At 71.6% G+C, this 23,323-nt stretch carries 17 protein-coding genes; 7 read left to right on the plus strand and 10 right to left on the minus strand.

The annotated features are described in order from the left end of the window. Nucleotides 1-150: 150 nt before the first annotated feature. The gene (locus ACFVWD_RS12700) at nucleotides 151-1,650 is read right to left on the minus strand and encodes an MFS transporter (protein WP_389595664.1); all 1,500 of its coding nucleotides are present in this window, start codon (nucleotides 1,648-1,650) and stop codon (nucleotides 151-153) included. A gap of 255 nt (nucleotides 1,651-1,905) precedes the next feature. On the opposite strand from ACFVWD_RS12700, the gene ACFVWD_RS12705 reads away from it, so the two are divergent. Both ACFVWD_RS12705 and ACFVWD_RS12710 read left to right on the plus strand, forming a co-directional pair. Next, nucleotides 1,906-2,259 (plus strand): ArsR/SmtB family transcription factor, encoded by a 354-nt coding sequence (locus tag ACFVWD_RS12705; RefSeq protein ID WP_389595666.1) that lies wholly within the window; start codon nucleotides 1,906-1,908, stop codon nucleotides 2,257-2,259. Nucleotides 2,260-2,264: 5 nt separating this feature from the next. Then, a complete protein-coding gene (locus ACFVWD_RS12710) occupies nucleotides 2,265-2,801 on the plus strand; it encodes an SRPBCC family protein (protein WP_389595668.1) in 537 nt (178 codons plus the stop codon). A gap of 19 nt (nucleotides 2,802-2,820) precedes the next feature. On the opposite strand, the gene ACFVWD_RS12715 is transcribed toward ACFVWD_RS12710, so the two are convergent. The 4 genes from ACFVWD_RS12715 to ACFVWD_RS12730 form a co-directional block, all read right to left on the minus strand. Beyond that, nucleotides 2,821-5,646, minus strand: a complete 2,826-nt coding sequence (locus ACFVWD_RS12715) for an NHLP bacteriocin export ABC transporter permease/ATPase subunit (protein WP_389595670.1) — start codon at nucleotides 5,644-5,646, stop codon at nucleotides 2,821-2,823. Between the two features lies 1 nt (nucleotide 5,647). Next, nucleotides 5,648-7,870: an NHLP family bacteriocin export ABC transporter peptidase/permease/ATPase subunit gene (locus ACFVWD_RS12720; protein WP_389595672.1), complete on the minus strand. Its 2,223-nt coding sequence runs from the start codon at nucleotides 7,868-7,870 to the stop codon at nucleotides 5,648-5,650. Then, nucleotides 7,867-8,676: an HlyD family efflux transporter periplasmic adaptor subunit gene (locus ACFVWD_RS12725; protein ID WP_389595676.1), complete on the minus strand. Its 810-nt coding sequence runs from the start codon at nucleotides 8,674-8,676 to the stop codon at nucleotides 7,867-7,869. The genes ACFVWD_RS12720 and ACFVWD_RS12725 overlap by 4 nt, the downstream gene beginning before the upstream one ends. Before the next feature lie 92 nt (nucleotides 8,677-8,768). After that, nucleotides 8,769-8,984: a hypothetical protein gene (locus tag ACFVWD_RS12730; protein ID WP_067360085.1), complete on the minus strand. Its 216-nt coding sequence runs from the start codon at nucleotides 8,982-8,984 to the stop codon at nucleotides 8,769-8,771. 668 nt (nucleotides 8,985-9,652) lie between these two features. On the opposite strand from ACFVWD_RS12730, the gene ACFVWD_RS12735 reads away from it, so the two are divergent. After that, nucleotides 9,653-11,062 (plus strand): S1 family peptidase, encoded by a 1,410-nt coding sequence (locus ACFVWD_RS12735; protein ID WP_389595677.1) that lies wholly within the window; start codon nucleotides 9,653-9,655, stop codon nucleotides 11,060-11,062. A 148-nt stretch (nucleotides 11,063-11,210) separates the two neighbouring features. Here ACFVWD_RS12735 and ACFVWD_RS12740 read toward each other — a convergent pair whose 3' ends face one another. Next, the gene (locus ACFVWD_RS12740) at nucleotides 11,211-13,370 is read right to left on the minus strand and encodes a SpoIIE family protein phosphatase (protein WP_389595678.1); all 2,160 of its coding nucleotides are present in this window, start codon (nucleotides 13,368-13,370) and stop codon (nucleotides 11,211-11,213) included. A gap of 180 nt (nucleotides 13,371-13,550) precedes the next feature. On the opposite strand from ACFVWD_RS12740, the gene ACFVWD_RS12745 reads away from it, so the two are divergent. The 4 genes from ACFVWD_RS12745 (at nucleotide 13,551) to ACFVWD_RS12760 (ending at nucleotide 19,376) form a co-directional block, all read left to right on the plus strand. Beyond that, on the plus strand, nucleotides 13,551-15,998 hold the full coding sequence (locus tag ACFVWD_RS12745) for a SpoIIE family protein phosphatase (RefSeq protein ID WP_389595680.1): 2,448 nt from the start codon (nucleotides 13,551-13,553) through the stop codon (nucleotides 15,996-15,998). 81 nt (nucleotides 15,999-16,079) lie between these two features. Further along, a complete protein-coding gene (locus ACFVWD_RS12750) occupies nucleotides 16,080-17,600 on the plus strand; it encodes a HEAT repeat domain-containing protein (protein ID WP_389595682.1) in 1,521 nt (506 codons plus the stop codon). A 105-nt stretch (nucleotides 17,601-17,705) separates the two neighbouring features. After that, on the plus strand, nucleotides 17,706-18,848 hold the full coding sequence (locus ACFVWD_RS12755; protein ID WP_389595684.1) for an acyltransferase family protein: 1,143 nt from the start codon (nucleotides 17,706-17,708) through the stop codon (nucleotides 18,846-18,848). Between the two features lie 27 nt (nucleotides 18,849-18,875). Beyond that, a complete protein-coding gene (locus ACFVWD_RS12760) occupies nucleotides 18,876-19,376 on the plus strand; it encodes a metallophosphoesterase family protein (protein ID WP_389595686.1) in 501 nt (166 codons plus the stop codon). A gap of 5 nt (nucleotides 19,377-19,381) precedes the next feature. Here the strand turns inward: ACFVWD_RS12760 and ACFVWD_RS12765 are convergent, their stop codons facing one another. From ACFVWD_RS12765 to ACFVWD_RS12780, 4 genes are all read right to left on the minus strand, one after another. Then, the gene (locus ACFVWD_RS12765; protein ID WP_389595687.1) at nucleotides 19,382-20,020 is read right to left on the minus strand and encodes an SRPBCC family protein; all 639 of its coding nucleotides are present in this window, start codon (nucleotides 20,018-20,020) and stop codon (nucleotides 19,382-19,384) included. Next, nucleotides 20,004-21,164 carry an XdhC family protein gene (locus ACFVWD_RS12770; protein WP_389595689.1) on the minus strand — a complete coding sequence of 387 codons (1,161 nt, stop codon included), beginning with the start codon at nucleotides 21,162-21,164 and terminating at the stop codon, nucleotides 20,004-20,006. Before ACFVWD_RS12770 ends, ACFVWD_RS12765 begins: the two co-directional genes overlap by 17 nt. Nucleotides 21,165-21,197: 33 nt before the next feature. Beyond that, nucleotides 21,198-22,343: a VWA domain-containing protein gene (locus ACFVWD_RS12775; RefSeq protein ID WP_389595904.1), complete on the minus strand. Its 1,146-nt coding sequence runs from the start codon at nucleotides 22,341-22,343 to the stop codon at nucleotides 21,198-21,200. Between the two features lie 95 nt (nucleotides 22,344-22,438). After that, complete coding sequence (locus ACFVWD_RS12780; RefSeq protein ID WP_389595691.1) at nucleotides 22,439-23,323, minus strand: AAA family ATPase; 885 nt, start codon at nucleotides 23,321-23,323, stop codon at nucleotides 22,439-22,441.

Here is a 23,323-nt window from a genome sequence, read left to right on the forward strand (position 1 = left end):
GCTCGTCTGGTACCGGCCCTCCGGAGCTCGCACCGTGCCGGACCAGCAGGCCCGGCCGCCCGCTGCGCCCGCCCGCCGCCGCTGACGTGGGTGGGGCCGCCGTCTCCCTGCAGACGGCGGCCCCTCGGTCTGGGGGTAATCACACGGGGCTTACATGTGGACGGCCCGCACGGCGTCCGGGTCCGCCTCCAGGGTTCCGCGGCGGTAGAGCAGGAAGGCGATCACCGCGCCCGCGGCGAAGAAGCCCGCCGACCACCAGAAGGCGGTGGTGTAGCTCTCGATCGTCGCCTGCGCCTGGACCAGCTTGCTGGTCGCGTCCTTGCCGGCGAGGTAGCTCGTCGCGGCGCTCGCGGCCAGCGTGTTCAGCAGCGCCGTACCGATCGAACCGCCCACCTGCTGCATGGTGTTGACCGTCGCGGAGGCGACACCCGCGTCCTCCGCCGCGATCCCGCTGGTGGCCAGCGACATGGCGGGCGGCATCACGATGCCGAGGCCCGCGCCGATCAGCAGCAGCTGCGGCAGTACGGCGGTCGAGAAGTCGGAGGCGACTCCGATGCCGGTCAGCCAGGCCATGCCGCCCACCGCGATCGCGAAGCCCGCCGGGATGACGACCTTCGGTCCGATCCGCGGCACCAGGATGGTGGTGGAGACCTGGGCCATGACCATCAGGGCCGCCATCATCGGCAGGAACGCCACACCTGTCTTGGTGGGGCTGAAGCCCAGGTTCAGCTGCAGGTAGTAGGTGAGGAAGAGGAAGACGCCGAACATGCCCGCGCCGGTGATCAGAACGGTGACGAAGGACGCGGCACGGTTGCGGTCGAGCAGCACACGCATCGGCAGCAGCGGGTGCTCGGCGCGCGTCTGCCACCAGCCGAACGCGCTCAGCAGGAGGCCACCGGCGATGAGGAAGCCCCAGGTCTGGGGCGAACTCCAGTCGTGTGTCTCGGCGTTGGAGAAGCCGTAGACGAGGGCGAAGAGACCGGAGGAGACCAGCAGCGTGCCCGGCAGGTCGAGCTTGGAGTTCGCCGCGTCACGGTGATTGCTCAGCAGCACCCAGCCACCGGCGAAGGCGACGACCGCGAAGACGAGGTTGACGAACAGCGTCCAGCGCCAGTCGAGCGCGTCGGTCAGCACACCGCCGAGCAGGAGGCCCACCGCGCCACCGGCGCCGGCGATCGCCCCGTAGACGCTGAACGCCTTGGCGCGTTCCTTGGCGTCGGTGAACGTCGTGTTCAGCAGCGAGAGCGCGGCGGGCGCGAGCAGTGCACCGAAGACACCCTGCAGGGCGCGCGCGGTGACCAGCATCCCGAAGCTGGTGGAGGCGCCGCCGAGCACCGAGGCTCCGGCGAATCCGGCGATACCGATGAGGAAGGCGGGCTTGCGTCCGAAGAGGTCGGCGATGCGTCCGCCGAGCAGCAGCAAGGAGGCGAAGGCCAGCGAGTACGCCGTGACGATCCACTGCCGGTTGCCGTCGGAGAAGCCGAGGTCCGCCTGCGCGGAGGGAAGGGCGATGTTCACGATGGTGGCGTCGAGGACCACCATCAGCTGCGCGATGCCGATGATCGCGAGGATCCACCACCGCTTCGACGATGGAGTGGACGAGCCGTCCACGGCGCCCTTGCGGGCACCTTCGGTCAGGGTCTGGGACATGGGAGAACCACTCCAGGGAAGTCGCTCAGGGGGTACAGGAACAGGGAGGTACAGGAACGTAAACGAAACTGTTTCGTACACGTCGAGATTAGAACACCGTCAGCGAAACGGCAACGTTTCGCTGACGGTGGGGGGTGAGGCGGGCGTCACAGTGGTCGCCGGGGTCGGTCGTTTTCGTGGCGTGGCTTCGCGGCTCCGCGGTCACGCAGTATGTATGCCTTGACGGGAATATAACCACCAAGGCATATTGGTGCCATGTCCGACGCCACCCTCTGGACCGCTCTCGCCGACCCCCACCGTCGTGCGATCGTCGCGCTGCTCCTTGAGCGCCCGCGGCCGGTCGGAGAGATCGTGGAGGCGTGCGGTCTGAGCCAGCCGAGCACGTCGAAGCATCTGCGGGTGCTCCGGGACGCGGGCCTGGTGCGCGTACGACAGGACGCGCAACGCCGTGTCTACGCCCTCGACCCGGCTCCGATCGCCGCACTCGACGCCTGGCTGACCCCGTACCGGAAGCTGTGGAACGAGAGCCTGGACGCCCTCGGCCGCCGCCTGGACAGGACGGCGGAGGAGCCGTCGGACACCCCGGAAGACCCCACCCCTAAGGACTGAGCCACATGTCCGCCGAACCCACCGCGCTCACCGGCACCTACCTCACCCTCGACGACGGCCGCCCCGCCGTCCGCTTCAGCCGCACCTACGACCACCCCGTCGACCGCGTCTGGCGGTTCGTGACCGACCCGGACGAACTGGTCGAGTGGTTCCCGTCCCGGGCGGAGATCGAGCTGCGCCCCGGCGGCACCATCAGGTTCAGCGGCGACCCGAACATGCCCGAGTCCACGGGCCGGGTCCTCGCCGTCGACCCGCCCCGGCACCTCTCCTTCGACTGGGGCGGCGACGAGCTCCGCTTCGACCTCGACCCCCTGGACGAGAAGCGCACCCACTTCACCCTCACCCACGTCCTCGCGGCCGAGAACACCGCCGCCCGCAACGGCGCCGGCTGGGAGGTGTGCCTCGCCGCCCTGGACGCGAAGGCCCGCGGCGAACGCTTCGAGGGCCCGCACGCCGGGGCGACCGCGCCCTGGAAGGAGATCTACGCCCGCTATGTCGAGGCGGGGATCCCGTCCGGTGCCCCGGTGCCGGGAATGGACTGACGGCCCCCCGTGGGCGGCTTCAGGCCAGCTGCCGTCGCACCAGCTCGTGCAGCCGCCCGCCCGTGTCCGCGAGCAGGTGCGCGGGCGGGCCCTGCTGGGCGACCCGGCCGCCCTCCATCACGATGACGCGGTCCGCGTCCATCACCGTGGACAGCCGGTGCGCGATCACGATCCGGGTGGCGTTGAGCGCCCGGGTGCTCTCGATGACCGTGCGCTGGGTCTCGTTGTCGAGCGCGCTGGTCGCCTCGTCGAAGAAGAGGATGCGCGGCCGGCGGATCAGCGCCTGGGCGATCATCAGGCGCTGACGCTGGCCGCCCGAGATCGCGCCGCTGCCGGAGACGATGGTGTGCAGCCCCATCGGCATCCGCTTGATGTCCTCGGCCAGACCGGCCATCTCGGCCGCCGCCATCGCCTCCTCGGGCGTGTACGGCTCGGTGCCGCAGATGCAGTCCAGGATCGAGCCGGTGAAAGGCTGCGCGTGCTGGAGCACCACACCGCACTGACGGCGTACGGCGGACTGGTCGAGCGCCCCCAGGTCCTGCCCGTCGTAGAGCACACTGCCCGAGACCGGCTTGTCGAAGCCGATCAGCAGCCGCAGCAGCGTGGACTTTCCGCAGCCGCTGGGGCCGACGATCGCCACGAACTCGCCGGGCTTGATGTCGAACGACACGTCGTCCAGGACCAGCGGACCGTCGTCGGAGTACCGGAAGGACAGCCGCCTGGCCTCGATCGCGCCGGACAGCACCCCGGGGCGGGTGCTCGCGACCCGCACCTCCGGCGTGGCGTCGAGCACCGGCTTGATCTCCTCGAACATCGGCAGCGCGGCCGCCGCCGACACGAACGCGCCGGTCACCTGGGTGACCGAGGTCAGCAGCATCGTCAGCGACGTGCTGAAGGTCAGGAAGTCGGCGGCCGACAGTGAGCCGCTTGCCGGACCCGCGAGCAACATGAACATCAGCAGCGAGCACAGCGGCAGATACACCGAGCCCATCACCGTCGTGAGGTTCTTGATGCGGCCGACCTTCTGCTGGAGCTCACGGCTGCGCGCGAACTCGCCCGCCCAGGCGGCGTACGCGTAGTTCTCGGCCGCCGCGACCCGCAGCTTGGGCAGCCCGCGCAGGGTCTGGAACGCCTGGTTGTTCAGCTTGTTGCTGAGCACGACCAGGCGGCGCTGCCAGCGCACCTGCCACAGACCGAGCCCGAGGAACGCGGCCGCGATGACGACGAGCATGCCGATCGCGGCCAGCGCCATGGGCACGCTGTACCAAAGGAGCAGCCCCAGGTTCATCGCGCCGACCGTGCCCGCCTGCGCGAGCGTCGGTCCGACGCCCGCGAGGAGGCGGCGGATCGCGCTGATGCCCATGGCGGCGCTGGCCAGCTCACCCGTCGAGCGGGACGTGAAGAACTTCGTCGGCAGCCTCAGCAGCCGGTCCCACACGGCAGGTTGGAGCGTCGCCTCGATCCGCCCCTCCATCCGCAGCAGCGTGAGGTTCTGCAGCAGCATGAACGCCGCCGACACGATGCTGGTGACCATGATGGCCAGACAGACCTGCACGATCAGACCGTGCTGGGCCTTGGGCACGTACTCGCCGAGCACCTTGCCGGTGGCGATCGGCACCAGCGCGCCGATCGCGACGGTGACGAGACCGCTGATCGCGAGGTTGCGCAGATCGCCACCCGTGCCCTGCAGGCAGAAGCGCAGCAGCCGCAGCGGGCTCATCTTCCGCTCGGGCAGCGGACGGTAGAACATCACGGCCCGCGGCTCGAACTCCGGCGCGTTGGCCTTCTCGACCGGGGTCTCCCGGCCCGACGACGGCTGTACGGCCACATATCCGCCGCGCCGCCACAGCAGCGCGACCGGGGAGCCCGACACGGCACGGTGGCCCACCAGCGGGCCGATGTTGTCGCGCCACCAGCGCCCGTCGAGGCGGACGGCACGGGTGCGGACGCGTGAGGCGAGCGCGATCCGCTCCACCGGGTCGAGCCGGTCGCTCTCCGTGCCGCTCTGCGCGGACTCGGCGAGGGTGATCCCGGACGCGTGGGCGACCAGCTTGCAGGCCGCGTACGTGGCGTCCGCGTCGGCCGTCGTCGGGCGCTTCGACTGCTTGCCGATCGACGCCAGCAGGGTCCGGTCGGCCTGGGCGCGGACGGCCTCGCCCGCCTTGATGCCCGCCGCCGTACGGTCCTCGTGGCTGGCCTCCAACTGCTCGATCCAGCGGTCGAGGGTGGACAGCAGCCGGTACTGCTGGTCGACCATGCCCTGCCAGACACCGGAGTCCATCAGCAGATCGGCCGCCGCCTCGGCGCCGTACAGCGAGCCGTACTGGACACTCCCGGGCGGCACCTGCATCCAGAAGACGTCGTCGTCGGTGAGCGCGGCGGCGTTCTCCGTGGCCATGGGCGCCTGGAAGAGAATGGAGAGGCTGCGGCCGACGCCGAGGGCGAGGGCGTACTCCAGCGGGCTCGACGTCGGCGGCACGTACTGGGGATTGCCGTACTCGTCGTAGGACCAGGTCTGGGTGTCCACGGGCTTGTACAGCTCGCGCAGCACGATCCGGCGCACCACACAGTCCCGCAACGGCCGCCCCACGAGGGTGTGTTGCGGGCCGGCCACCGGGCCGAGCAGCAGGGAGCCCGCTTCGAGGCGGCCGAGGTGGTGCCAGTGGCCCTGCTCGACGGCGTCCACCGCGAACAGGTCCATGGCGCCCGCCGCCACCAGCCAGAGGACCTGCGGTCCTTCCAGATCGAGGCGGCCGAGGCCGGAGCAGTCGACCGGCACACCCATGCCGCCGAGCGCGCCGAGGACGAGGTCTCCTTCGCGTGCGCCCTCGTGAACCGTGGTCATCTCATCGCTCCTTGACCAGCTCGGCGTACGGACCGCCGGCCGCCACCAGGGCGTCGTGCCGCCCGCGTTCCACGATCGTGCCGTGCTGGAGCACGACGATCTCGTCGCTGTCGCGCACGGTGCTGAGCCGGTGCGCGATCACCACACAGGCGCAGCCGCGCTTGCGCAGGTTGTCGATGACGGTCTGCTCGGTCTCGGCGTCCAGCGCGCTGGTCACCTCGTCGAGGACCAGGATGCTGGGCCGGCGCACCAACGCCCTTGCGATCTCCAGGCGTTGGCGCTGGCCACCGGAGAAGTTGCGGCCGTCCTGCTCGACCCGGCTGTGGATGCCGCCGGGGCGGCGCGTGACGACGTCGTAGAGCGCCGCGTCCTCCAGCGCCGCGACCACGGCCTCGTCGGGGATGGACGGATCCCACAGGGCCACGTTGTCGCGGACCGTCCCCTCGAACAGGAACACGTCCTGGTCGACGAAGGAGACGGAGGCGGCGAGCGCGCCGCGCGGGATGTCCTCCAGTCGCTGTCCGTCGATGCGGATCGTGCCCTCCCACGGGGCGTACAGGCCCGAAATGAGCCGGGAGACCGTGGACTTGCCGCTGCCCGAGCCGCCGACCAGGGCCACCTGCTGGCCCGGGCCGACCGTCAGTGAGAAGCCGGTGAGCAGGGGTTTGTCGAGCGGGCTGTAGCCGAACGTGATGTTCTCCAGCTCGACATGGCCCTGAAGCCGGCGGGTGGACTCGCCACCGCCCGAGCGGGCGTAGAGCGGGTCGGCCTGGAAGTTCTCGACATCCTTGAGACGGGCCACGTCGGCAGCGAAGTCCTGAATGCGGCCCGCGACGCCGTTGAGCCGGGTGAGGGGCGCGGTGAAGCGGGTGACCAGGGCCTGGAAGGCGACCAGCAGGCCTACCGAGATATGGCCCTCGACCGCCCGCATACCGCCGATCCAGAGAATCAGCGCGGAGTTGAGCGTCGCCAGGGTCGGTGCGACCACGCCCAGCCAGGCGCTCGGCACCCCGAGGCGTTGCTGCTCCTCCAGGGTGGTCGCGTGCTGGCCTGCCCACTTGCGGAAGTAGCCGTCCTCCCCGCCGGTCGCCTTCATCGTCTCGATCAACTGGAGGCCGGTATAGGCGGTGTTGGTGAGGCGCGCGTTGTCGGCGCGCAGCTTCGCCGTGCGGGTCGCGCGCAGCCGGATCACCACGCGCATCGCGACCACGTTGAGCAGCGCGACACCGATGCCCACGGCCGTGAGCTGCGGGTCGTAGGTGTAGAGGAGCACCGCGTACAGGACGACCACGATCGCGTCCACGCCGGCCGCCGCGAGGTCGCGGGCCAGGGTCTCGGCCACCGCGTCGTTCGACTGGAGCCGTTGCACCAGGTCGGCGGGGCTGCGCTGGGAGAAGAAGGTGACGGGCAGCCGCAGCAGATGGCGCAGGAAGCGGGCGCTGGAGAGGGTGGAGGAGATGATCCGGCCGTGCAGCAGGTTCGCCTGTTGCAGCCAGGTCAGTACGACGGTCAGCGCGACGCAGGCGCCCATCGACGCGAACAGCACGCCCAGCAGCGAGGTCCGGCCGCCGATCAGATACGTGTCGATGTACGTCCGGCTCAGCGCGGGCACCGCCGCCCCGACCGCGACCAGCAGCAGGCTCGCCAGCACGGCCGCGGGCATCGTGCCCGAGGTGCCGCGCAGCCGGGCCGGCATGGCACCCAGGACGCCCGGCTTGCGGCCGCCCTTGCGGAAGTCGGGCCCCGGCTCCATGACCAGCACCACACCCGTGAAGCTGGTGTCGAAGTCCTCCATCGGCACGAAACGACGGCCCTTGCCGGGGTCGTTGATGTACACGCCGCGCCGTCCGAAACGGCGGCCCATGCCGTCGTAGACGACGTAGTGGTTGAACTCCCAGAACAGGATCGCGGGCGCCTTCACCTCGGCGAGCGCGGCCATGTCCATCTGCATGCCCTTGGCCGTGAGGCCGTAACTGCGCGCCGCCTTCAGCAGGTTGCTGGCGCGCGAGCCGTCCCGGGAGACACCGCACGCGATGCGCAGCTCTTCGAGGGGGATGTGCCGGCCGTAGTGGCCGAGCACCATCGCGAGGGAGGCGGCGCCGCACTCCACGGCCTCCATCTGGAGGACGGTGGGGGTGCGGACCGTCTTCCCCTTCGCCTTGGGGACCGTGCGCTTGGGCGGTGCGGTGCGGCGTCTGCTCCGGGTGTCTGGTGCGGTGGTCACGGCAGGAGCCAATCGACGGGGCGCTGATCGGCCAGGCGGATCGAACTCGTGGCCAGGGTCATGGAGGTGAGCGCGAACGGCGGCCCGTCCGCCGAGGACCACTTCAGACCGCTCTTCGTCGCGGCGGAGTGGTCGAGGCGGACCAGGACGGCCACCGGCCGGCCCTTCTTGGTGAACTGTTCGCCGAGTTGGCTGTCGCCGAGGAAGGAGGCGATCTGCTGCGGGGTCTGCACGCTCCGGCCGACCGCCTTCACATGGCCGCGCAGCACTCCGTACTGCTGGGTCGGCACCGACTGGACGGTGAGGTCGACCGCGGCGTTCGCGGGGATGGTGGCGGCGCTCTCGGCGGGGACGTACACCGTCGCGTAGAGCGGATCGTCGGCGTGGGTGACCTTCTCCACGGCGGCGACGTTCGCACCGGTCGAGATGATCGCGCCGATGGTGGCGGCGAGCGCGGTGACGCGGCCGGCGGCGACCGTGCGGACGACGGTCGTACCACCCTGGGCCGTACGGACCTTGAGCACGGGCGCGTTCGCGGGCAGCCGTTCGCCCTCCTGGGCGACGACCTCGGTGACCTGTCCCGCGACGGGGCTCTGCAGGATGTAACTGCCCTCGCCGTGGGTGAGGACGGCGGGCGCGCTCACGGTGGACGCCACCGTGCCCGTCACGGCCCAGACGGACGCCGCCGCCATGACGACCACCGTCACGGACAGGGCGAGCCAGCCCTGGGGGCGGGCGAAGCGCACCGGAAGGTCGAGCTCTTCGGGCGACTGCAGCTTGGCGAGGGCCTGTTGGCGGAACTGCACGGGACTTCCCTCACCTGTTCGAGAGGTTTACGACATCCGAGAAGTCCCGGAACCGGGGAGTGGTTCCGGGACTCAACGGCACTGAAACGCGATCAGAGACCGGCGACCAGGCCCGTGACCGGGGCGGTGTTGAGGCCGGTGACACCCTCGACGGTGCCGACGACCGTGTTGACCAGGCCGGAGACCGGGGCAACACCGTCGACCAGGCCGGAGACGGTGCCAACGGCGTTCAGCGACAGGCCGCCGGAGACGTTGTCGAGGTCGGCGTCCGAGATCTCGGCGGTGGCAACCTGGGGGGTGGAGTTCATGAGGGAACTTCCCTTCGTATGGATATTCATAAGGGGGAGAGCGGCCCCCCTCTGGGGACAGATGGCGGCCGCCACCGCGGGGTGCGGCACCCGATTCCGGGCGCTGTGCGGCGCCCGTTCCCGGATGCCTGGCTGCGACCTCCGCGGTGCAACGGATCAAAGCACGCTCGCGGCGCACGCATCCAATCAACCGGGGCTCTCACCTGCGAACTTGAGCACGGCCAGGGGCCAACCGTGCAGGCGTGCGCACGTCTCGGCAGTCAGTTCTTCACATGCTGCACGGCATTGTTCCGTCCCCGCGCTTGTCGCCCCGATCTCGAAAGGGACAGTCCCACCGCAATGGCGCGGAGGGGGGCGCGCGAGTGTGCAGATCTGCTGTCTGCCGTGACGCGCCTGCGTATTCGATGTGCAGATTCCCTGAAGCCAGGATTCCGTTCCCGCCGGAAGACGGACCGTTACCGATCGGTAGCGGAACGTGTCGGATCGGCCGCTCACTCGGTGTAATGGCCCGATTGCCTGGTATTTCGTGCGTTTGGCCGAGCCAACTCAGCTCTTTTTTAAACACAGTTGAACAGCCCGCGCGGCTCACGCGTATCAACAGGCATCCAGGCGCCCCCTAGTCAGCCGCCGGACGGTGGCCTCGACCCCGTCCCCAGGAGGTCAAAGAGTTGAGTCACAAAAGGATTCCCAAGCGCAAGGCCGCCATTGCTGTCGGAGGCGTCGCGGCGCTCGGAGCGGCGGCCCTGCTGCTGCCCCACGCCAACGCCTCGCAGACCGACGCGAAGGACGCCGCTCCCAAGACGCTGAAGTCCGCGGACGCCTCGAACCTGGCCTCGCTCATCGCCTCCCAGCTCGGTGACGCCTTCGGCGGCGCGTACTGGGACGCCTCGAAGCAGCAGGTCATCGTCAATGTCGTCGGCAACAACAGCAATGTCGTCAACACGGTCCAGAAGGCCGGCGCTGTTCCCCGCAGCGTCAACAACAGCCTGTCCGCGCTCAAGACGGCTGCCAAGACACTGAAGTCCGACGCGACCATCCCCGGCACCGCCTGGTCGATCGACCCCAAGACGAACCAGGTCCAGGTCACCGCCGACAGCACGGTCACAGGTGCGAAGTGGGCCAAGCTGACGTCGACCGTCGACTCGCTCGGCTCCGGCGTGGCCACGGTCAAGAAGTCCACCGGTACGTTCAAGACCTTCGTGTCGGGCGGTGACGCCATCTTCGCCCAGGCGAACGGCGGCGGCGTCCGCTGCTCCCTCGGCTTCAACGTCACAGCGAGCGACGGTGCCCCCGCCTTCCTGACCGCCGGGCACTGCGGTGTCGCGGCCAAGCAGTGGTCGGACTCGCAGAACGGGCAGCCGATCGCGACCGTGGACCAGGCCACCTTCCCCGGCGCCGGCGACTTCTCGCTCGTGAAGTACGACGACCCCGCCACCCAGACGGTGAGCGAGGTGAACGAGGGCAACGGGAAGACCGTCCAGATCACCCAGGCGGCGGACGCCACGGTCGGTCAGCAGGTCCTCCGAATGGGCAGCACCACCGGTCTGCACGACGGCTCGGTCACCGGTCTCGACGCCACTGTCAACTTCCAGAGTGAAACCGTTCCCGGTGGTGTCGACACCGTCACCGGTCTCATACAGACCGACGTCTGTGCCGAGGCGGGCGACAGCGGCGGCTCCCTGTTCACCGCGGACGGCAGCGCGATCGGCCTGACCTCCGGCGGCAGTGGTGACTGCACCGCCGGCGGCGAGACCTTCTTCCAGCCCGTGACGGCCGCCCTCCAGGCGACCGGCGCGACGCTCGGCGCGGGTGGCGCCGCGGGTGCCGGCGGCGCGAGTGCCGCGGCGACCGACCCGGCGGCCACGGACCCGGCCGCGACTGCCCCGGCCGCGACCGACCCGGCAGCCACCGACCCGGCAGCCACCGACCCGGCAGCCACGGACCCGGCGGCGACCGACCCCGCGGCCACGGACCCGGCGGCCACGGACCCAGCCGCGGGCGGCCAGTCCGGGACCGGCAGCGACCAGTCCAGCACCGGTATGGACGCCGGCTCCGGCGTGGTGACCAGCACCCCGTGACACCGGTGACCACGAGCCACTGACCCGGCCGTGCCGACACGGCCCGGTCGGCAGTGGAAGGGTCCGGCCCTCCGGCGGGAGGGCCGGACCCCACCGCGTTCCGCCGCCGTTCACGGGAGGGCCGGACCTCGCGGGGTTCCGGTACCGCTCAGTCGTGCGGACGCGCCCGCAGCAGAAGCAGTGCCACGTCGTCGAGCCGCTCTTGTGTCACCGCCCGGGTCTGCTCGACGAGACGGTCGGCCAGCGCGTTCAGCGACAGGTCACCGCCCTCGGCGAGTTTCCGGCAGAGGTCGGCCAGGGCGTCCTCGATGTCCACGCCGGGCGACTCGATCAGACCGTCGGTGTACAGGGCGAGGACCGAACCGGGGACGAGCGGCACCTCGGTCGTCGGATACGTGGCGGCCGCGTCGATCCCCAGCAGTGGCCCACCGGCCAGGTCGAGCACCCGCACCCGCCCGTCCGGCCGCAGCAGCAGCGGGGGCGGATGACCCGCGCGCGACATGACGGCCACCTCGCGCGCCGGGTCGAGACGCAGATAGAGACAGCTCGCGAACAGCTCGGCCCCCAGGTCGATCAGCAGCCGGTTGGTGCTGCGCATGACCTCCTCCGGCGGCTGACCGACGGTCGTGTACGCCCGCACGGCCGTGCGGATCTGCCCCATCAGGCCCGCCGCCGTCACGTTGTGCCCCTGCACGTCACCGATGACCGCGGCGGCCAGACCGTCCGAGGGCACCAGGTCGTAGAAGTCCCCGCCGATCTCCATCCCCTGGGTGGCCGGGAGATATCGCGCGGCCGCCTCCATCGAGGGCAGTGAAGGCAACGAGTGCGGCAACAGCGCGGCCTGCAGACCGTGCGCCAGCTGCAGCTTGGCGTCGTAGAGCAGGGCCCGCTCCAGGGCCTGCGCGATCAGACCGCAGAGGCTGGTCAGCACGGCACGCTCCTCCGCCGGGAAGGTGTGCGGTTCCGCGTACCCGAGGACGCAGGTGCCCACCGGCCGTCCGGACGCGATCAGCGGCAGATACGCCCAGGCCGCCATCCCGTCGGGCGTCGCGCTCCGGTCCGGGTAGAGGCGCTCCAGCTGCTGACGGGAGTCGAAGAACGCCGGCACCCCGGTCTTCAGCGCCTGGGTGCCCGGGGTCTGCGCGCTCAGCGGCACCCCGTGCCAGCGCTCCACGATGTGCGCGTCCGCGTACCCCCGGTGGCCGAGCACGTGAAGCCGGCCGGATCGCGAGCCGAGGACAGCCAGGGCCTTGCTGCCGACGGCCGGCGCGATCTCGTCCGCCACCAGCTGCACCACGTCCTCGACGCCCGCCGCCTGGGTGAGCGCGCCGGCCAGACTCAGCACCTGGGTGATGGTCACCAGGCGCGGGGTGGTGTTGTCGTCGCCGTACCGCGACTCGGCGCGCCCCATCTCGGACACCGCCCGGGCCCGGGAGATGCGCACGCTCAGTCCGGTCGTACTCGGATAGAGCCGGAACGACAGCCAGTCGCCGGGCGGCCGCAGCGCCACGAACGACGTCACGTGCTGGCTGATCAGCGCGGCCCGGTAACGGTCCTCGTAGACGGGGTCGTTGAGCCAGGGCACCGATGCCCACAGCTGGGTGCCCAGCAGCCCGCTGACCGGGACGCCGAGCATGTCCGCCGTCGCGGCGTTGGCGAAACTGACCCGGCCGTTCAGGTCCAGGGCACACAGCCCGTACGGCAACCGGGCCACCATCCGCGCCGCCTCCAGCGTGCCGAGCACACCGGTGGCCGGAGCCGCGGACGACCCCAGCAGATCCGTTTCGGGATGGACCGGACGCCGCTCCGCCGCCGCCCGCTCCAGACGCAGCGCGAGCCGGGCGCAGGACGCGGTGAGATGGTCGCGTTCCCGGTCGGAGAGGTCCAGCGGATGCGAGCCGGGCCAGGTGACGAAAACGGCGCCGTACACGGTGCCCGCGGTCGCCACGGGGAGGGCGGCCAGCGCGAAGGGGTACGGCAGGACCACGGCGATCCGCGGGAAGCGGCGGGCCATCTCCTCCTCGCTGCCGACCCAGACCAGCCGCCGCTCGCGCACCGCCACGGCGACCGGGATCGGCGCATTGAGCCCCACCCGCTCCCACGGCGCCGCGAACGACCTGGGCATGCCCGCCATGACCGCCATCTCCAGCACGGGCTCATCCGGCGTCAGCAAGTACACCGCCCCGGAGTGGGCGTGGACCTCCTCCAGCAGCGAGGCCAGCGTCAGCGACAGCAGCGGCCGTCCGACCGGCATCCGCCGACCGGCCGGCGCCTGCTCGGACCCCTGCCAGTCGGACACGCCGACCACCTCCTCGCAGGGCCGTGCGACGGGACTCAGGGATCAAGGCTCCCTCGTGACGGCCCTTCCCGCACGGCGAGCGCCACGCGCGGCACAGGGTGCCGCTTTGGGGGCTCCGTCGCAGGCCCGACGGCCCCGGAACGGTCACAGGGGCTGCGCGAGCGCCCCGGAAGCGCTGTAATTGCGGACGTGGTCAGTGAGGGCGCTGCGGAACGCGGAAAGAGGACGCTGCGTGCCGAACTTGCCCTCAAGACGCCCACCCCGGACCTGGACCCGCGCGAGCGACAGCGCCGCGTTCTCGAACAGGCACTCGTCTTCGCGGGTGCGTCCGTCGTCGCGGTGTACTCGCCCACCGAGAGCGGCGACGAGCTGTACCTGTCCGAGTCGGCAGGCGTCCCCAGGACGCTCTACGGCCTGCGCGACAGCTATGCCCTCACCGGCGGCTCCCCGGCGGTGAACGCGTACCGCTCGGGGCGGCCGCTGTGGCTCGGTCCGGCGGAGATCGCCCGCTGCGCCGACGCCCGCAGACTGCCGTCCCAGGACTTCTGGCTGGCCGTCCTGCCGCTGCCGGACGGCGGCTGCCTCGTGGCGGCCGGCGAGCGCCCGGGCGGCTTCGACGAGGAGGACCGGGAGTGCCTCGGCCTGATCGCCGAGGCCGCCGTCCGCCCCGCGCCCGGCTCACCGCCCGGTTCACCGCGCGACACCGCCGCCCGGCCCACCAGCTCGTTCGACCTCGCCATGGACACCGGACACCTCGAGGTCGACGGCGAGATGCTGGAGCTGTTCGGCCTCGACCCGGCCGAGTTCGACGGCAAGGTCGAGAGCCTGCTGTCGATGACCGTCCCCGAGGACCTGCCCACGCTGATGTCCGTGGTGGAGGCGGACCACCTGGCCATCGGCGACCGCGAGCTGGAGTTCCGCATCCTCCAGCCCTCCGGAGAGCAGAAGTGGCTACGGCTGCGCGGCCGGCTCGTGCCCGGCGGAGAGGAGCGCCCGGCGCACCTCGTGGGAACCGTCGCCGACGCCTCCAAGTTGCGCTCCGGTGTCAGCGACGTGGCCCGCGTCCAGCGGCTCGCCTCGGCCCTCGCCACCGCGGGCACCGTCCGTGACGTCGGCCGGGCCGTGGTGGCCGCGCTGCGGGTCCCCCTGCGGGCCGACCGGATCGCCCTCGCCGAGCTGGAGGGCGACCGTCTCGTCGTCACCCTCCTCGACCCTCCCGAACCGGACGCCTGGCCCGAGGTGTGGCGCTCCGAATGGCGCTCGGAGTGGCCCGACGCGCCCGTACGCGCCATGCCCACGCTGGAGGCGGCCCTCATCGAGGGGCGCCCCGCCGTCTGGCCCGCCGGAGCACCCCTGGAACCGGCGCTCGCCGACGTCGGCCCCGGCGGTCTCGCCATTCTGCCGCTGCCCACCGGCGGCCGGATGGCGGGTGCCTGTCTGATCGGCTGGGACGACCCGCACGAGTTCGGCTCCGACGAGCGCGCGCTGCTCACCGCGTCCGCGGGCCTCGCGGGCCAGGCCCTGACACGCGCCCGCGCCTTCGACGCGGAACACGAGCTGGTCAGCATGCTCCAGCGCTCCCTGCTGCCGCGGCGCCTGCCCCGGATCCCCGGCGCGGTCGCCGTCGCCCGCTATCTGCCCACCACGGCGGGCCTGGAGGTCGGCGGCGACTGGTACGACGTCATCCCGCTGTCCGACAACCACGTCGCCCTCGTCATCGGCGACGTCCAGGGCCACAACGCCCAGGCGGCCACCCTGATGGGCCAGATGCGCACGGCCCTGCGCGCGTACGCCGTCGAGGGCCACCCCCCGGACGTCGTCGTGCAGCACGCCAACCGACTCCTCATGGACCTGGAGACCGACCTCTTCGTCACCTGCTGCTACGTCGACGTGGACCTGGAGGAGGGCACCGCCTGGTGCGTACGCGCCGGACACCACCCGCCCGTGCTGCGCCACCCGGACGGCACAACGGAGGTCACCGTGTCCGAGGGCGGACCACCACTGGGCGTCGTCACCCAGGCCGACTTCCCGATGAGCCCGCTGCGACTCCAGCTCGGCACGGTCCTCGCCCTGACCACGGACGGTCTCGTCGAGTCCGCCGAGGTCGACATCGAGGACGGACTGAACCGGCTGGCCGGCGAACTGACCGCGTCCGACCCCGCCCACCTCGGAGTGGTGGCCGACGGACTGCTCACGGGCGCCAACCGCAGCGACGACGTGGCCCTCCTCCTGATGCGCTACGACGGTCTGGAGACCCGCCCGCTGCGGGAGAGCTGGACGGTGTGGCGCGTCCCGGAGGCGGTCCGGCACGCCCGCCGCTTCACCCGGCGCACCCTGCGCGCCTGGGGAGTGCCCGACGACAGGATGGACGGCGTGCTCCTCGTCGTCTCCGAACTCGTCACCAACGCCCTCGTACACACCGACGGGCAGGTCAGACTCGACATCACCCTCATCAACCACCGCCTGCGGCTCTCCGTCGCCGACACCTCACCCCGTACGCCCATCAAGCCCACCAGCATCGGCTGGGAGGCCACCGGCGGTCGCGGCATCCTCCTCACCGAGGCCATGTCGGCGGCCTGGGGAACCGTGCCCGTCAGTGGCGGCAAGCAGGTGTGGAGCGAAATCCTGCTGGAATGACCTGCTGGAATGAGGGGGATAAGGTCGGGCACCAGGTGCTCCTGGGGGTGGGGGCCGGTCTGCACACGGGGGGCACTGCGCATGGTGAAGACGCCTGAGCGGATATGGGAGGAGGCCGACCTGCCCGCGCGGAGGCTGGCCGGGCTGGCGCTCAACCCGTCCACGCCGCAGGACGTCCTGCTGCGGCTTCTCGCCGACGGTCCGGCGGTGGTGCGGATGGTGCTGTGCCGGGACCGGGTCCTGCCCGACGCCGTCGTGGACGCGGTGATCGAGCACCCCGACACCTACACCCGCAGCTTCTTCGCCCGCAATCCCCACGTCGACCCGGCCCAGCGGGTACGACTGATCGACGATCCGGAGTGGTTCGTCCGCGCCCACCTCGCCGACGGGCCCCGGATGCCTTTCCAGGTCCGGCCCGAGCCACTGCCCGAAGAGGCCCTCGTCCACATGATCAGGACGTACGGGAACGACGAACTCGCCGGTGTCTTCCACCAGCAGATCTCCACCGAGCTGCTGCGGACGATGCACACGCACCCGGACGCGAAGGTCCGCCGCTGGGGGGTCGGCGCGTGGGAGTGGCTGTCCGCCGACGCGCGGGCCGCGCTGCTGGCGGACCCCGACGCGGGCGTCCGCGACAGGGCCCTGTTGCATACCCACAACGAGGATGCGGTCTGGTTGGAGAGCGCGCTGCCCGCCAAGCCCTGTCACGGACGCACCGGCATGCTGTGCAACCTGCCCCTCACCAGAGCCGTCGTGGACCTTGTCCTGACCGCTCCGGCCAGTGACGACGAGCGGGCGATGATCGCCCACAACCCCAGCCTCCCCGCCGACGTGGTGGTCCTGCTGGCCGCCGATCCGGACCCGGAGGTGCGGGAGAGCATCGCGTACCGCGCCGACCTCGGACCCGCCGAACGCCGTGCGCTCGCCGTGGACCCCGACCCCAAGGTGCGGCTCGCGGTGTCCGTGCACCCGGCGCTGAGCGAGGAGGAGCGGGCCGCGATCGACTACGAGGTGCCCATGGACTGCGGTTTCCACCACTGGCCCGCACCGTCGGTGCCACGGGACCCCGAGAGCGTCCGCCGGGACGCCCTGTCCACCCACCCGGTGCTGCGCAGGAGGGCGGCCGGGGTTTACTCGCTCCCGCCGGACCTCGTGGCACGCCTGGCCGACGACGAAGACCTCGGCGTACGCGTCACGCTCGCCCAGAACCATCCCGACGCCCCCGCGGCCCTGCTGCTGCGCAGTTTCCTTGAGTACACCGGTTCCGACCGCGCGCACCTCGCCACCCGCCCGAACTTCCCGACCGCCCGACTGGCCGCCTTCGCCGACCACGAGGACCCCGAGGTCAGAGCCCTGGCCGCGCGCGACCCCGAGACCGCGCCGGCCGTCGTGGAAGCCCTCACCAGGGACCCGGACCCCGCCGTACGGGCCGCGGCGGCCCGCCACCCGAACCTCCCGCGGCCCCGGCTGACGGAACTCCTCGACGACGAGGAACTGGCTCATCCGGCAGCCGCGAACCCGGCGTTGGACGTGGCGGAGATACGGCGGCTGGCGCGGACGTGCGTGGACCCGGCCGGGCCCTCCGCCGATACGCTGACCTGAGCGGCCCGGCCCGGTCGGCTGCTCCAGCTCATCGACTCCGAGGTGTACAGGCCGGTGATCGGACGGTAGTTGAACATCGGCCGGGGACGACACGTGAGAAAGAGTATGGGAACCCCACTCACCGTCTCTCCACCACTGGAGCGGCCCGAAACGCGTGGCCGTGACCAGGTGCTGGGCCTTGACGGGCTCCGCGGCCTGGCCGCGCTGTACGTGTTGCTCTTTCACTGCTGGCTTCTGACCATGCCGGGGTTTCCCGAGAACTCGGGTCCCGCCTGGCTGGGCTGGCTGATGTACGGGCGTCTCGCCGTGGTCTTCTTCCTGGTGCTGTCCGGCTTCTCCCTGGCCATCTCGCCGGCGCGCAACGGTTGGCAGTTGGGCGGCGTTTCTCGGTTCCTGCGGCGGCGCGCGTGGCGCATCCTGCCTCCCTACTGGGCGGCACTCGCGTTGAGCCTGGTGGTCGCCTGGTTCGCGGTGCCCGCCTCGCACTTCGGACCGCCGACCGGCACATCGGTTCTGGTGTACGGCTTCGTGGTCCAAGACATATTCACGGCTCCCACGCCGAACGGGGCGTTCTGGTCGATCGGCGTGGAGGCGGAGCTCTATCTCGTCTTTCCGCTCCTTCTTCTCGTCCGGCAGCGGCTGGGCGCGGTCGTCCTGGTCGCGGGCGTGACGCTCCTGGTCGTCGCCCGCGGCCTGCTGGCGCCGAACGCGTCCCCGGTGGAAGGCGTGAACTGGCTGACCCCGAACCTCGCCCCTGTGTTCGTCGCGGGGCTGGTGGGCGCGGGGATCGTCGTCGCGCCGGAGAAGGTCCGGCGTCTGCCGTGGCACTGGCTCGCCGCTCTGGCCGCCTCGCCGGTCGTGGCCCTTGTCGTCATCAAGGGGTCGGTGTGGACGGTGGACCACTATTTCTGGATCGATCTCGTCGTGGCGCCCGCCATGACCATGATGATCGCGGCGGTTGCCACCGGCAGGCCCGCCTTCCTCATGCGGCTCCTGGCCACGCGTCCCATGCGCGGCCTCGGCGACTTCTCGTACAGCCTTTACCTGGTTCACCTGCCGATCGTCATGATCGTCTGCCGAAAGATGGCCCCACATTTCGTATCGCCCGGTCTGCCCGCGTTCTGGTTCACGCTGACACTGGCACTGCCCGCCTCGGTGCTGGCAGCGTGGCTGTTCGCCAAGGTGTTCGAGCTGCCTTTCAAGCGGAACCGATCATGGAAGTCCATGTTCCCGGCCGCCTCGCGCTGACACGACCGCACTCCTAGGGTGGGTGCCGTGCGTCTGCTCCTGATGTCCGACACTCACCTGCCCAAGCGGGCCAAGGCACTGCCGCCGCGGCTGATGGCCGAACTCCCGCACGCCGACGTCGTCGTCCACGCGGGCGACTGGGTGGACACCGCCACCCTCGATCTGCTGGAGGAGCGGGCACGCAGGCTCGTCGGGGTGTACGGCAACAACGACGGCCCCGACCTGCGTGCCCGCCTCCCCGAGGTCGCCCGCGTCGACCTGGACGGTCTGCGCCTCGGCGTCGTCCATGAGACCGGTGCCGCCCAGGGCCGCGAGCGGCGCTGCGCCGAGCGCTACCCCGACCTCGACGTCCTGGTCTTCGGGCACAGCCACATCCCCTGGGACACCACCACCGAGACGGGCCTGCGCCTGCTCAACCCGGGTTCCCCGACCGACCGCCGCCGCCAGCCGCACCACACGTACATGACCGCGACCGTGACCGAAGGACAGCTGACCGAGGTGACCCTGCACCGCGTCGACTCCGACTGAGGCACTCAGGCGTGCCGGTGCCGTCGTATGCGCACGAAGACCAGTGCCAGTACGGCGGTGGCCGCGACGATCGCCACGCGCTTGGCGACCGGAGGCCCGGCGGTCCGCAACAGGTCGATCGGTTGGGCCGGTTGGGCCGGTTGGGTGGGGTGGACCGGTTGGAGTGGTTCGGCCGGCTCGGGGGGCTCGGTCCTGTCGGTCGGTTCCTCGAGGCGCCGCGCCAGACACTCCGCGAACTGCCCGACCAGCTTGTCGCCCACCTCGGCCATGACGCCGCGACCGAACTGCGCCGGACGCCCCGTGACGGTCAGATCGGTCCGCACCGACACCGCCGTGCCGCCGTCGCGCTCACCGAGCGTGCCCGTGACCGTGGCCCGTGCGGTGCCCTGGCCGCGGGTCTCCTTGCCGCTTGCGATCAGCACCATCCGGTGCGCGGACTCGTCCTGTTCCTCGAACACGGCGGTGCCCCGGTACGTCACCGTGATGGGCCCCACCTTGACCTTCACCGAACCCGTCACGGTCTTGCCGTCGTAGTCGTCCACCGTCGCCCCCGGCATGCACGGGGCGATCCGTTCGACGTCGAGGAGCGCCCGCCAGGCGTCGTCGACGGAAACGGGGACGGTGAACTCATGATGCAGTTCCATGCTGCTCTCCTCCAGTCGTATCGACGGGTCCGGCAGGCGGATCCACGGGTCCGGGATGGATCGCCCCGCCCGTCGCCGTCAGCGGCGCCCCGCTGCCGCCCCACCGCAGTGCGACGATCTCCGCGGCGACGGACACGGCCACCTCCTCCGGTGTACGGGCCCCGAGGTCGAGCCCGACCGGCGAGCGCAGCCGGGACAGCTCGCCCTCCGACAGACCGGCGTCGATCAGCCGTTTCCTGCGGTCGTCGTGGGTACGACGGCTGCCCATCGCGCCGATGTACGCGGCCGGGCGGCGCAATGCCTCCTCCAGCAGGGGCACGTCGAACTTCGGGTCGTGGGTCAGGACGCAGATCACCGTGCGCGCGTCGGTCGTCGTACCCCGCAGATAGCGGTGCGGCCAGTCCACGACGACCTCCACACCCACCGGGAACCGTTTCGCGGTGGCGAAGACCGGGCGGGCGTCGCACACCGTGACCCGGTAGCCGAGGAAGTCCCCGATGCGAGCCACCGCCGCCGCGTAGTCGATGGCGCCGAAGACCAGCATGCGCGGCGGCGGCGCGAAGGAATGCAGGAAGACGGTCACGGCGTCCTCGCGGCGCTCGCCGTGCGGACCGTAGTGCCGTCGGATCGTGGCGCCCTGGGCCAGCTCACCGCGGGCGTCGGCGGTGACGGCCACGTCCAGACCGGTGGAGCCCAGCGAACCGGCCACCTCGTCCGGCCACACCGCGAGCGTGGCCCCGAGCGGTGCCGGCCCCTCGATCACCGTCGCCACCGTCACGGGCCGGCCGGCGGCCACCGAGTCGGCCACCGCGGCGAAGGAGGGGTCCTCGGCGGGTGTCACCCGGCGGATGAGCAGGGTGATCTCACCGCCGCAGGTGAGCCCCACGGCGAACGCGTCCTCGTCGCTGTACCCGAAGGTCTCCAGGCGCGCCTCGCCGGACACCATCACCTCCTGGGCCAGCTCGAAGACCGCCCCCTCGACACAGCCGCCGGACACGCTGCCCACGACCTCGTCGCCGGGCCCCACGGCCATGGCGGCTCCCGGGTCCCGGGGCGCGCTGCGGCTGACCGCGACCACCGTGGCGAGGCCGAAGGGGGAGCCCGCCGCGTACCACCGGTCCAGCGCCGGGAGGATCTCACGCATCGCTCGCTCCGCTCACCACAGGGTGCGTCCCACTCAAGAGTCCACTCCTCTCACCACCGCCGCCAGCCGCTCCAGCGCGGCCGGACTGTGTCCCTCGACGAACGCGTCCACGCTCGGCAGCGCCGCGGCCATCCCGCCGGCCAGGGGCGCGTAACCGGGTCGGGCCTTGCGCGGATTCGCCCAGATCACCCGATGCGCGAGCCGGTGCAGGCGGCGCATCTGCTCCGCGAGCAGGGCCGGATCGCCACGCTCCCACCCGTCGGACAGCACGACGACCACCGCGCCGCGCGCCATGCCCCGCCGCCCCCACCGGTCCAGGAAGCCGCGCAGCATCTCACCCAACCGGGTGCCGCCACGCCAGTCCGGCACCGCCGCCGCGAGCGCGGCCATGGCCGTGTCGGGATCCCGGTGCGCCAGTTCACGGGTCACCCGGGTCAGCCGGGTACCGATCGTGAAGACTTCCGTGCGGGTGCCCCGCGCGGCCCCGCCGGTGCGTGGACCATGCAGGGCCGCGTGCGCGAACCGCAGCAGCGCGTCCGCGTACGGCCCCATCGAGCCGCTCACGTCCACGAGCAGCACCACCCGGCGCGGCCGGTCCGCTCGGGCCCGGTGCCGCAGCCGCGCCGGCTCCCCGCCGCCGCGCAGCAACTCCCGTACCGTGCGCCGTGGATCGACGGCGCCCCGCCGGGCCGGATGCCGCCGCGCGGTGCGCCGGGCCTCGCCGCGCAGGGTGAACGCGGCCCGCAGCCGCCGCAGCTGATCGCGCTCGGCGGCGGTCAGCTCGGCGAAGTCCCGGTGGCGCAGTACGTCGGTGGAGTCGGCCAGCACGGCCACGGGTACGGCGTCCTCGGCCCGCGCCGCCGGGCGGGGCACCGTACCGGCGCCGCGCAGGACCGTCCGGGTCCGCGGCGGGGGAGCGGACCGGGCCGGGGTGCCGCCGGGCCGGCCGCCGAAGTACGCCGCGAAGACCCGCTCGTAGCGCTCCAGGTCGTCCTGGCTCCCGCACAGGGTGAGTCGGCCCGCCCAGTACACGTCCGAGCGCGCACCGGGATCGAGCACGCCGAGCGCGCCCAGGAAGGCCTGCACGCGGTCGGGCGCGGCGTCTACGCCCGCGGCGCGCAACGCCCTGGCGAACCCGACGACCACGGCGGACGCGTCGACGGCGCGCCGTTGTCCCACCTCGTCCCCGCCGTCCCCGCCGTCTCCGCCGTCCTCACGGTTCCGGCCGTTCCGGCCGTGCTTGCCGTCGCTGTCGTGCCTGCCGTCCACGTTGTTCACGTCTCCCGCGCCGCGAGGATCGCCGTCAGATCCAGCCCCCGCGCCCGCTCGGCGTCCTCCCGGTACTTCAGTACCGACCCCAGGGTCGCCACTGCCAGCTCCGCGTCCACCTCGCTCGCCCCGAGCGCGTCCAGAGCCTCCGCCCAGTCGATGGTCTCCGCGACCCCGGGCGGCTTGACCAGGTCCTCGGCGCGCAGGGCCTGCGCGAGCGCGGTCACCTGCTCGGCCAGCCGCTCCGTGACCCGCGGCAACCGCCTCCGCACGATGGCGAGTTCACGGGCGAACCCGGGATGGTCGAACCAGTGGTAGAGACACCTGCGCTTCAGCGCGTCGTGCACTTCGCGCGTCCGGTTCGAGGTCAGCACCACGACGGGCGGCACCTCCGACCGCAGGGTGCCCAGTTCCGGAATGGTGATCGTGTACTCGGACAGCAGTTCCAGCAGGAACGCCTCGAACTCGTCGTCGGCGCGGTCGATCTCGTCCACCAGCAGCACCGACGGCTGGGTCTCCAGCGCCCGCAGCAGCGGACGCGTGACGAGGAACCGCCGGTCGTACAGCTCTCCTTCGAGCCGGTCGGCATCCGTCACGCCCGCCGCCTCGGCCGCCCGCAGATGCAGCAGCTGACGCGGGAAGTCCCAGTCGTACAGGGCCTGGGAGGCGTCGATGCCCTCATAGCACTGGAGCCGGATCAGCGGGGCGTCCATCGCCTCGGCCAGGGCGGACGCGAGCGCGGTCTTGCCCACGCCCGCGTCACCCTCGCAGAACAGCGGCCGGTGCAGCCGCAGCGCCAGGAAGCAGGCCACGGCCAGCCCGTCGTCGACGAGATACCCCGTCTTCTCCAGGCGGGCCCGCACCTCCGCCGGACCGCTCACCTCGTGCAT

Source organism: Streptomyces sp. NPDC058086, from assembly GCF_042885015.1.
Classification (GTDB): Bacteria; Actinomycetota; Actinomycetes; order Streptomycetales; family Streptomycetaceae; genus Streptomyces.

What these genes read in the sequence shown, in the direction of transcription:
- ACFVWD_RS12715 (WP_389595670.1), bottom strand. Translation starts at nt 5,646, where the DNA reads ATGACCACGGTTCACGAGGGCGCACGCGAAGGAGACCTCGTCCTCGGC.
- ACFVWD_RS12755 (WP_389595684.1), top strand. Translation starts at nt 17,706, where the DNA reads ATGGGAACCCCACTCACCGTCTCTCCACCACTGGAGCGGCCCGAAACG.
- ACFVWD_RS12700 (WP_389595664.1), bottom strand. Translation starts at nt 1,650, where the DNA reads ATGTCCCAGACCCTGACCGAAGGTGCCCGCAAGGGCGCCGTGGACGGC.
- ACFVWD_RS12710 (WP_389595668.1), top strand. Translation starts at nt 2,265, where the DNA reads ATGTCCGCCGAACCCACCGCGCTCACCGGCACCTACCTCACCCTCGAC.
- ACFVWD_RS12780 (WP_389595691.1), bottom strand. Translation starts at nt 23,323, where the DNA reads ATGCACGAGGTGAGCGGTCCGGCGGAGGTGCGGGCCCGCCTGGAGAAG.
- ACFVWD_RS12770 (WP_389595689.1), bottom strand. Translation starts at nt 21,164, where the DNA reads ATGCGTGAGATCCTCCCGGCGCTGGACCGGTGGTACGCGGCGGGCTCC.
- ACFVWD_RS12705 (WP_389595666.1), top strand. Translation starts at nt 1,906, where the DNA reads ATGTCCGACGCCACCCTCTGGACCGCTCTCGCCGACCCCCACCGTCGT.
- ACFVWD_RS12765 (WP_389595687.1), bottom strand. Translation starts at nt 20,020, where the DNA reads ATGGAACTGCATCATGAGTTCACCGTCCCCGTTTCCGTCGACGACGCC.
- ACFVWD_RS12730 (WP_067360085.1), bottom strand. Translation starts at nt 8,984, where the DNA reads ATGAACTCCACCCCCCAGGTTGCCACCGCCGAGATCTCGGACGCCGAC.
- ACFVWD_RS12750 (WP_389595682.1), top strand. Translation starts at nt 16,080, where the DNA reads ATGGTGAAGACGCCTGAGCGGATATGGGAGGAGGCCGACCTGCCCGCG.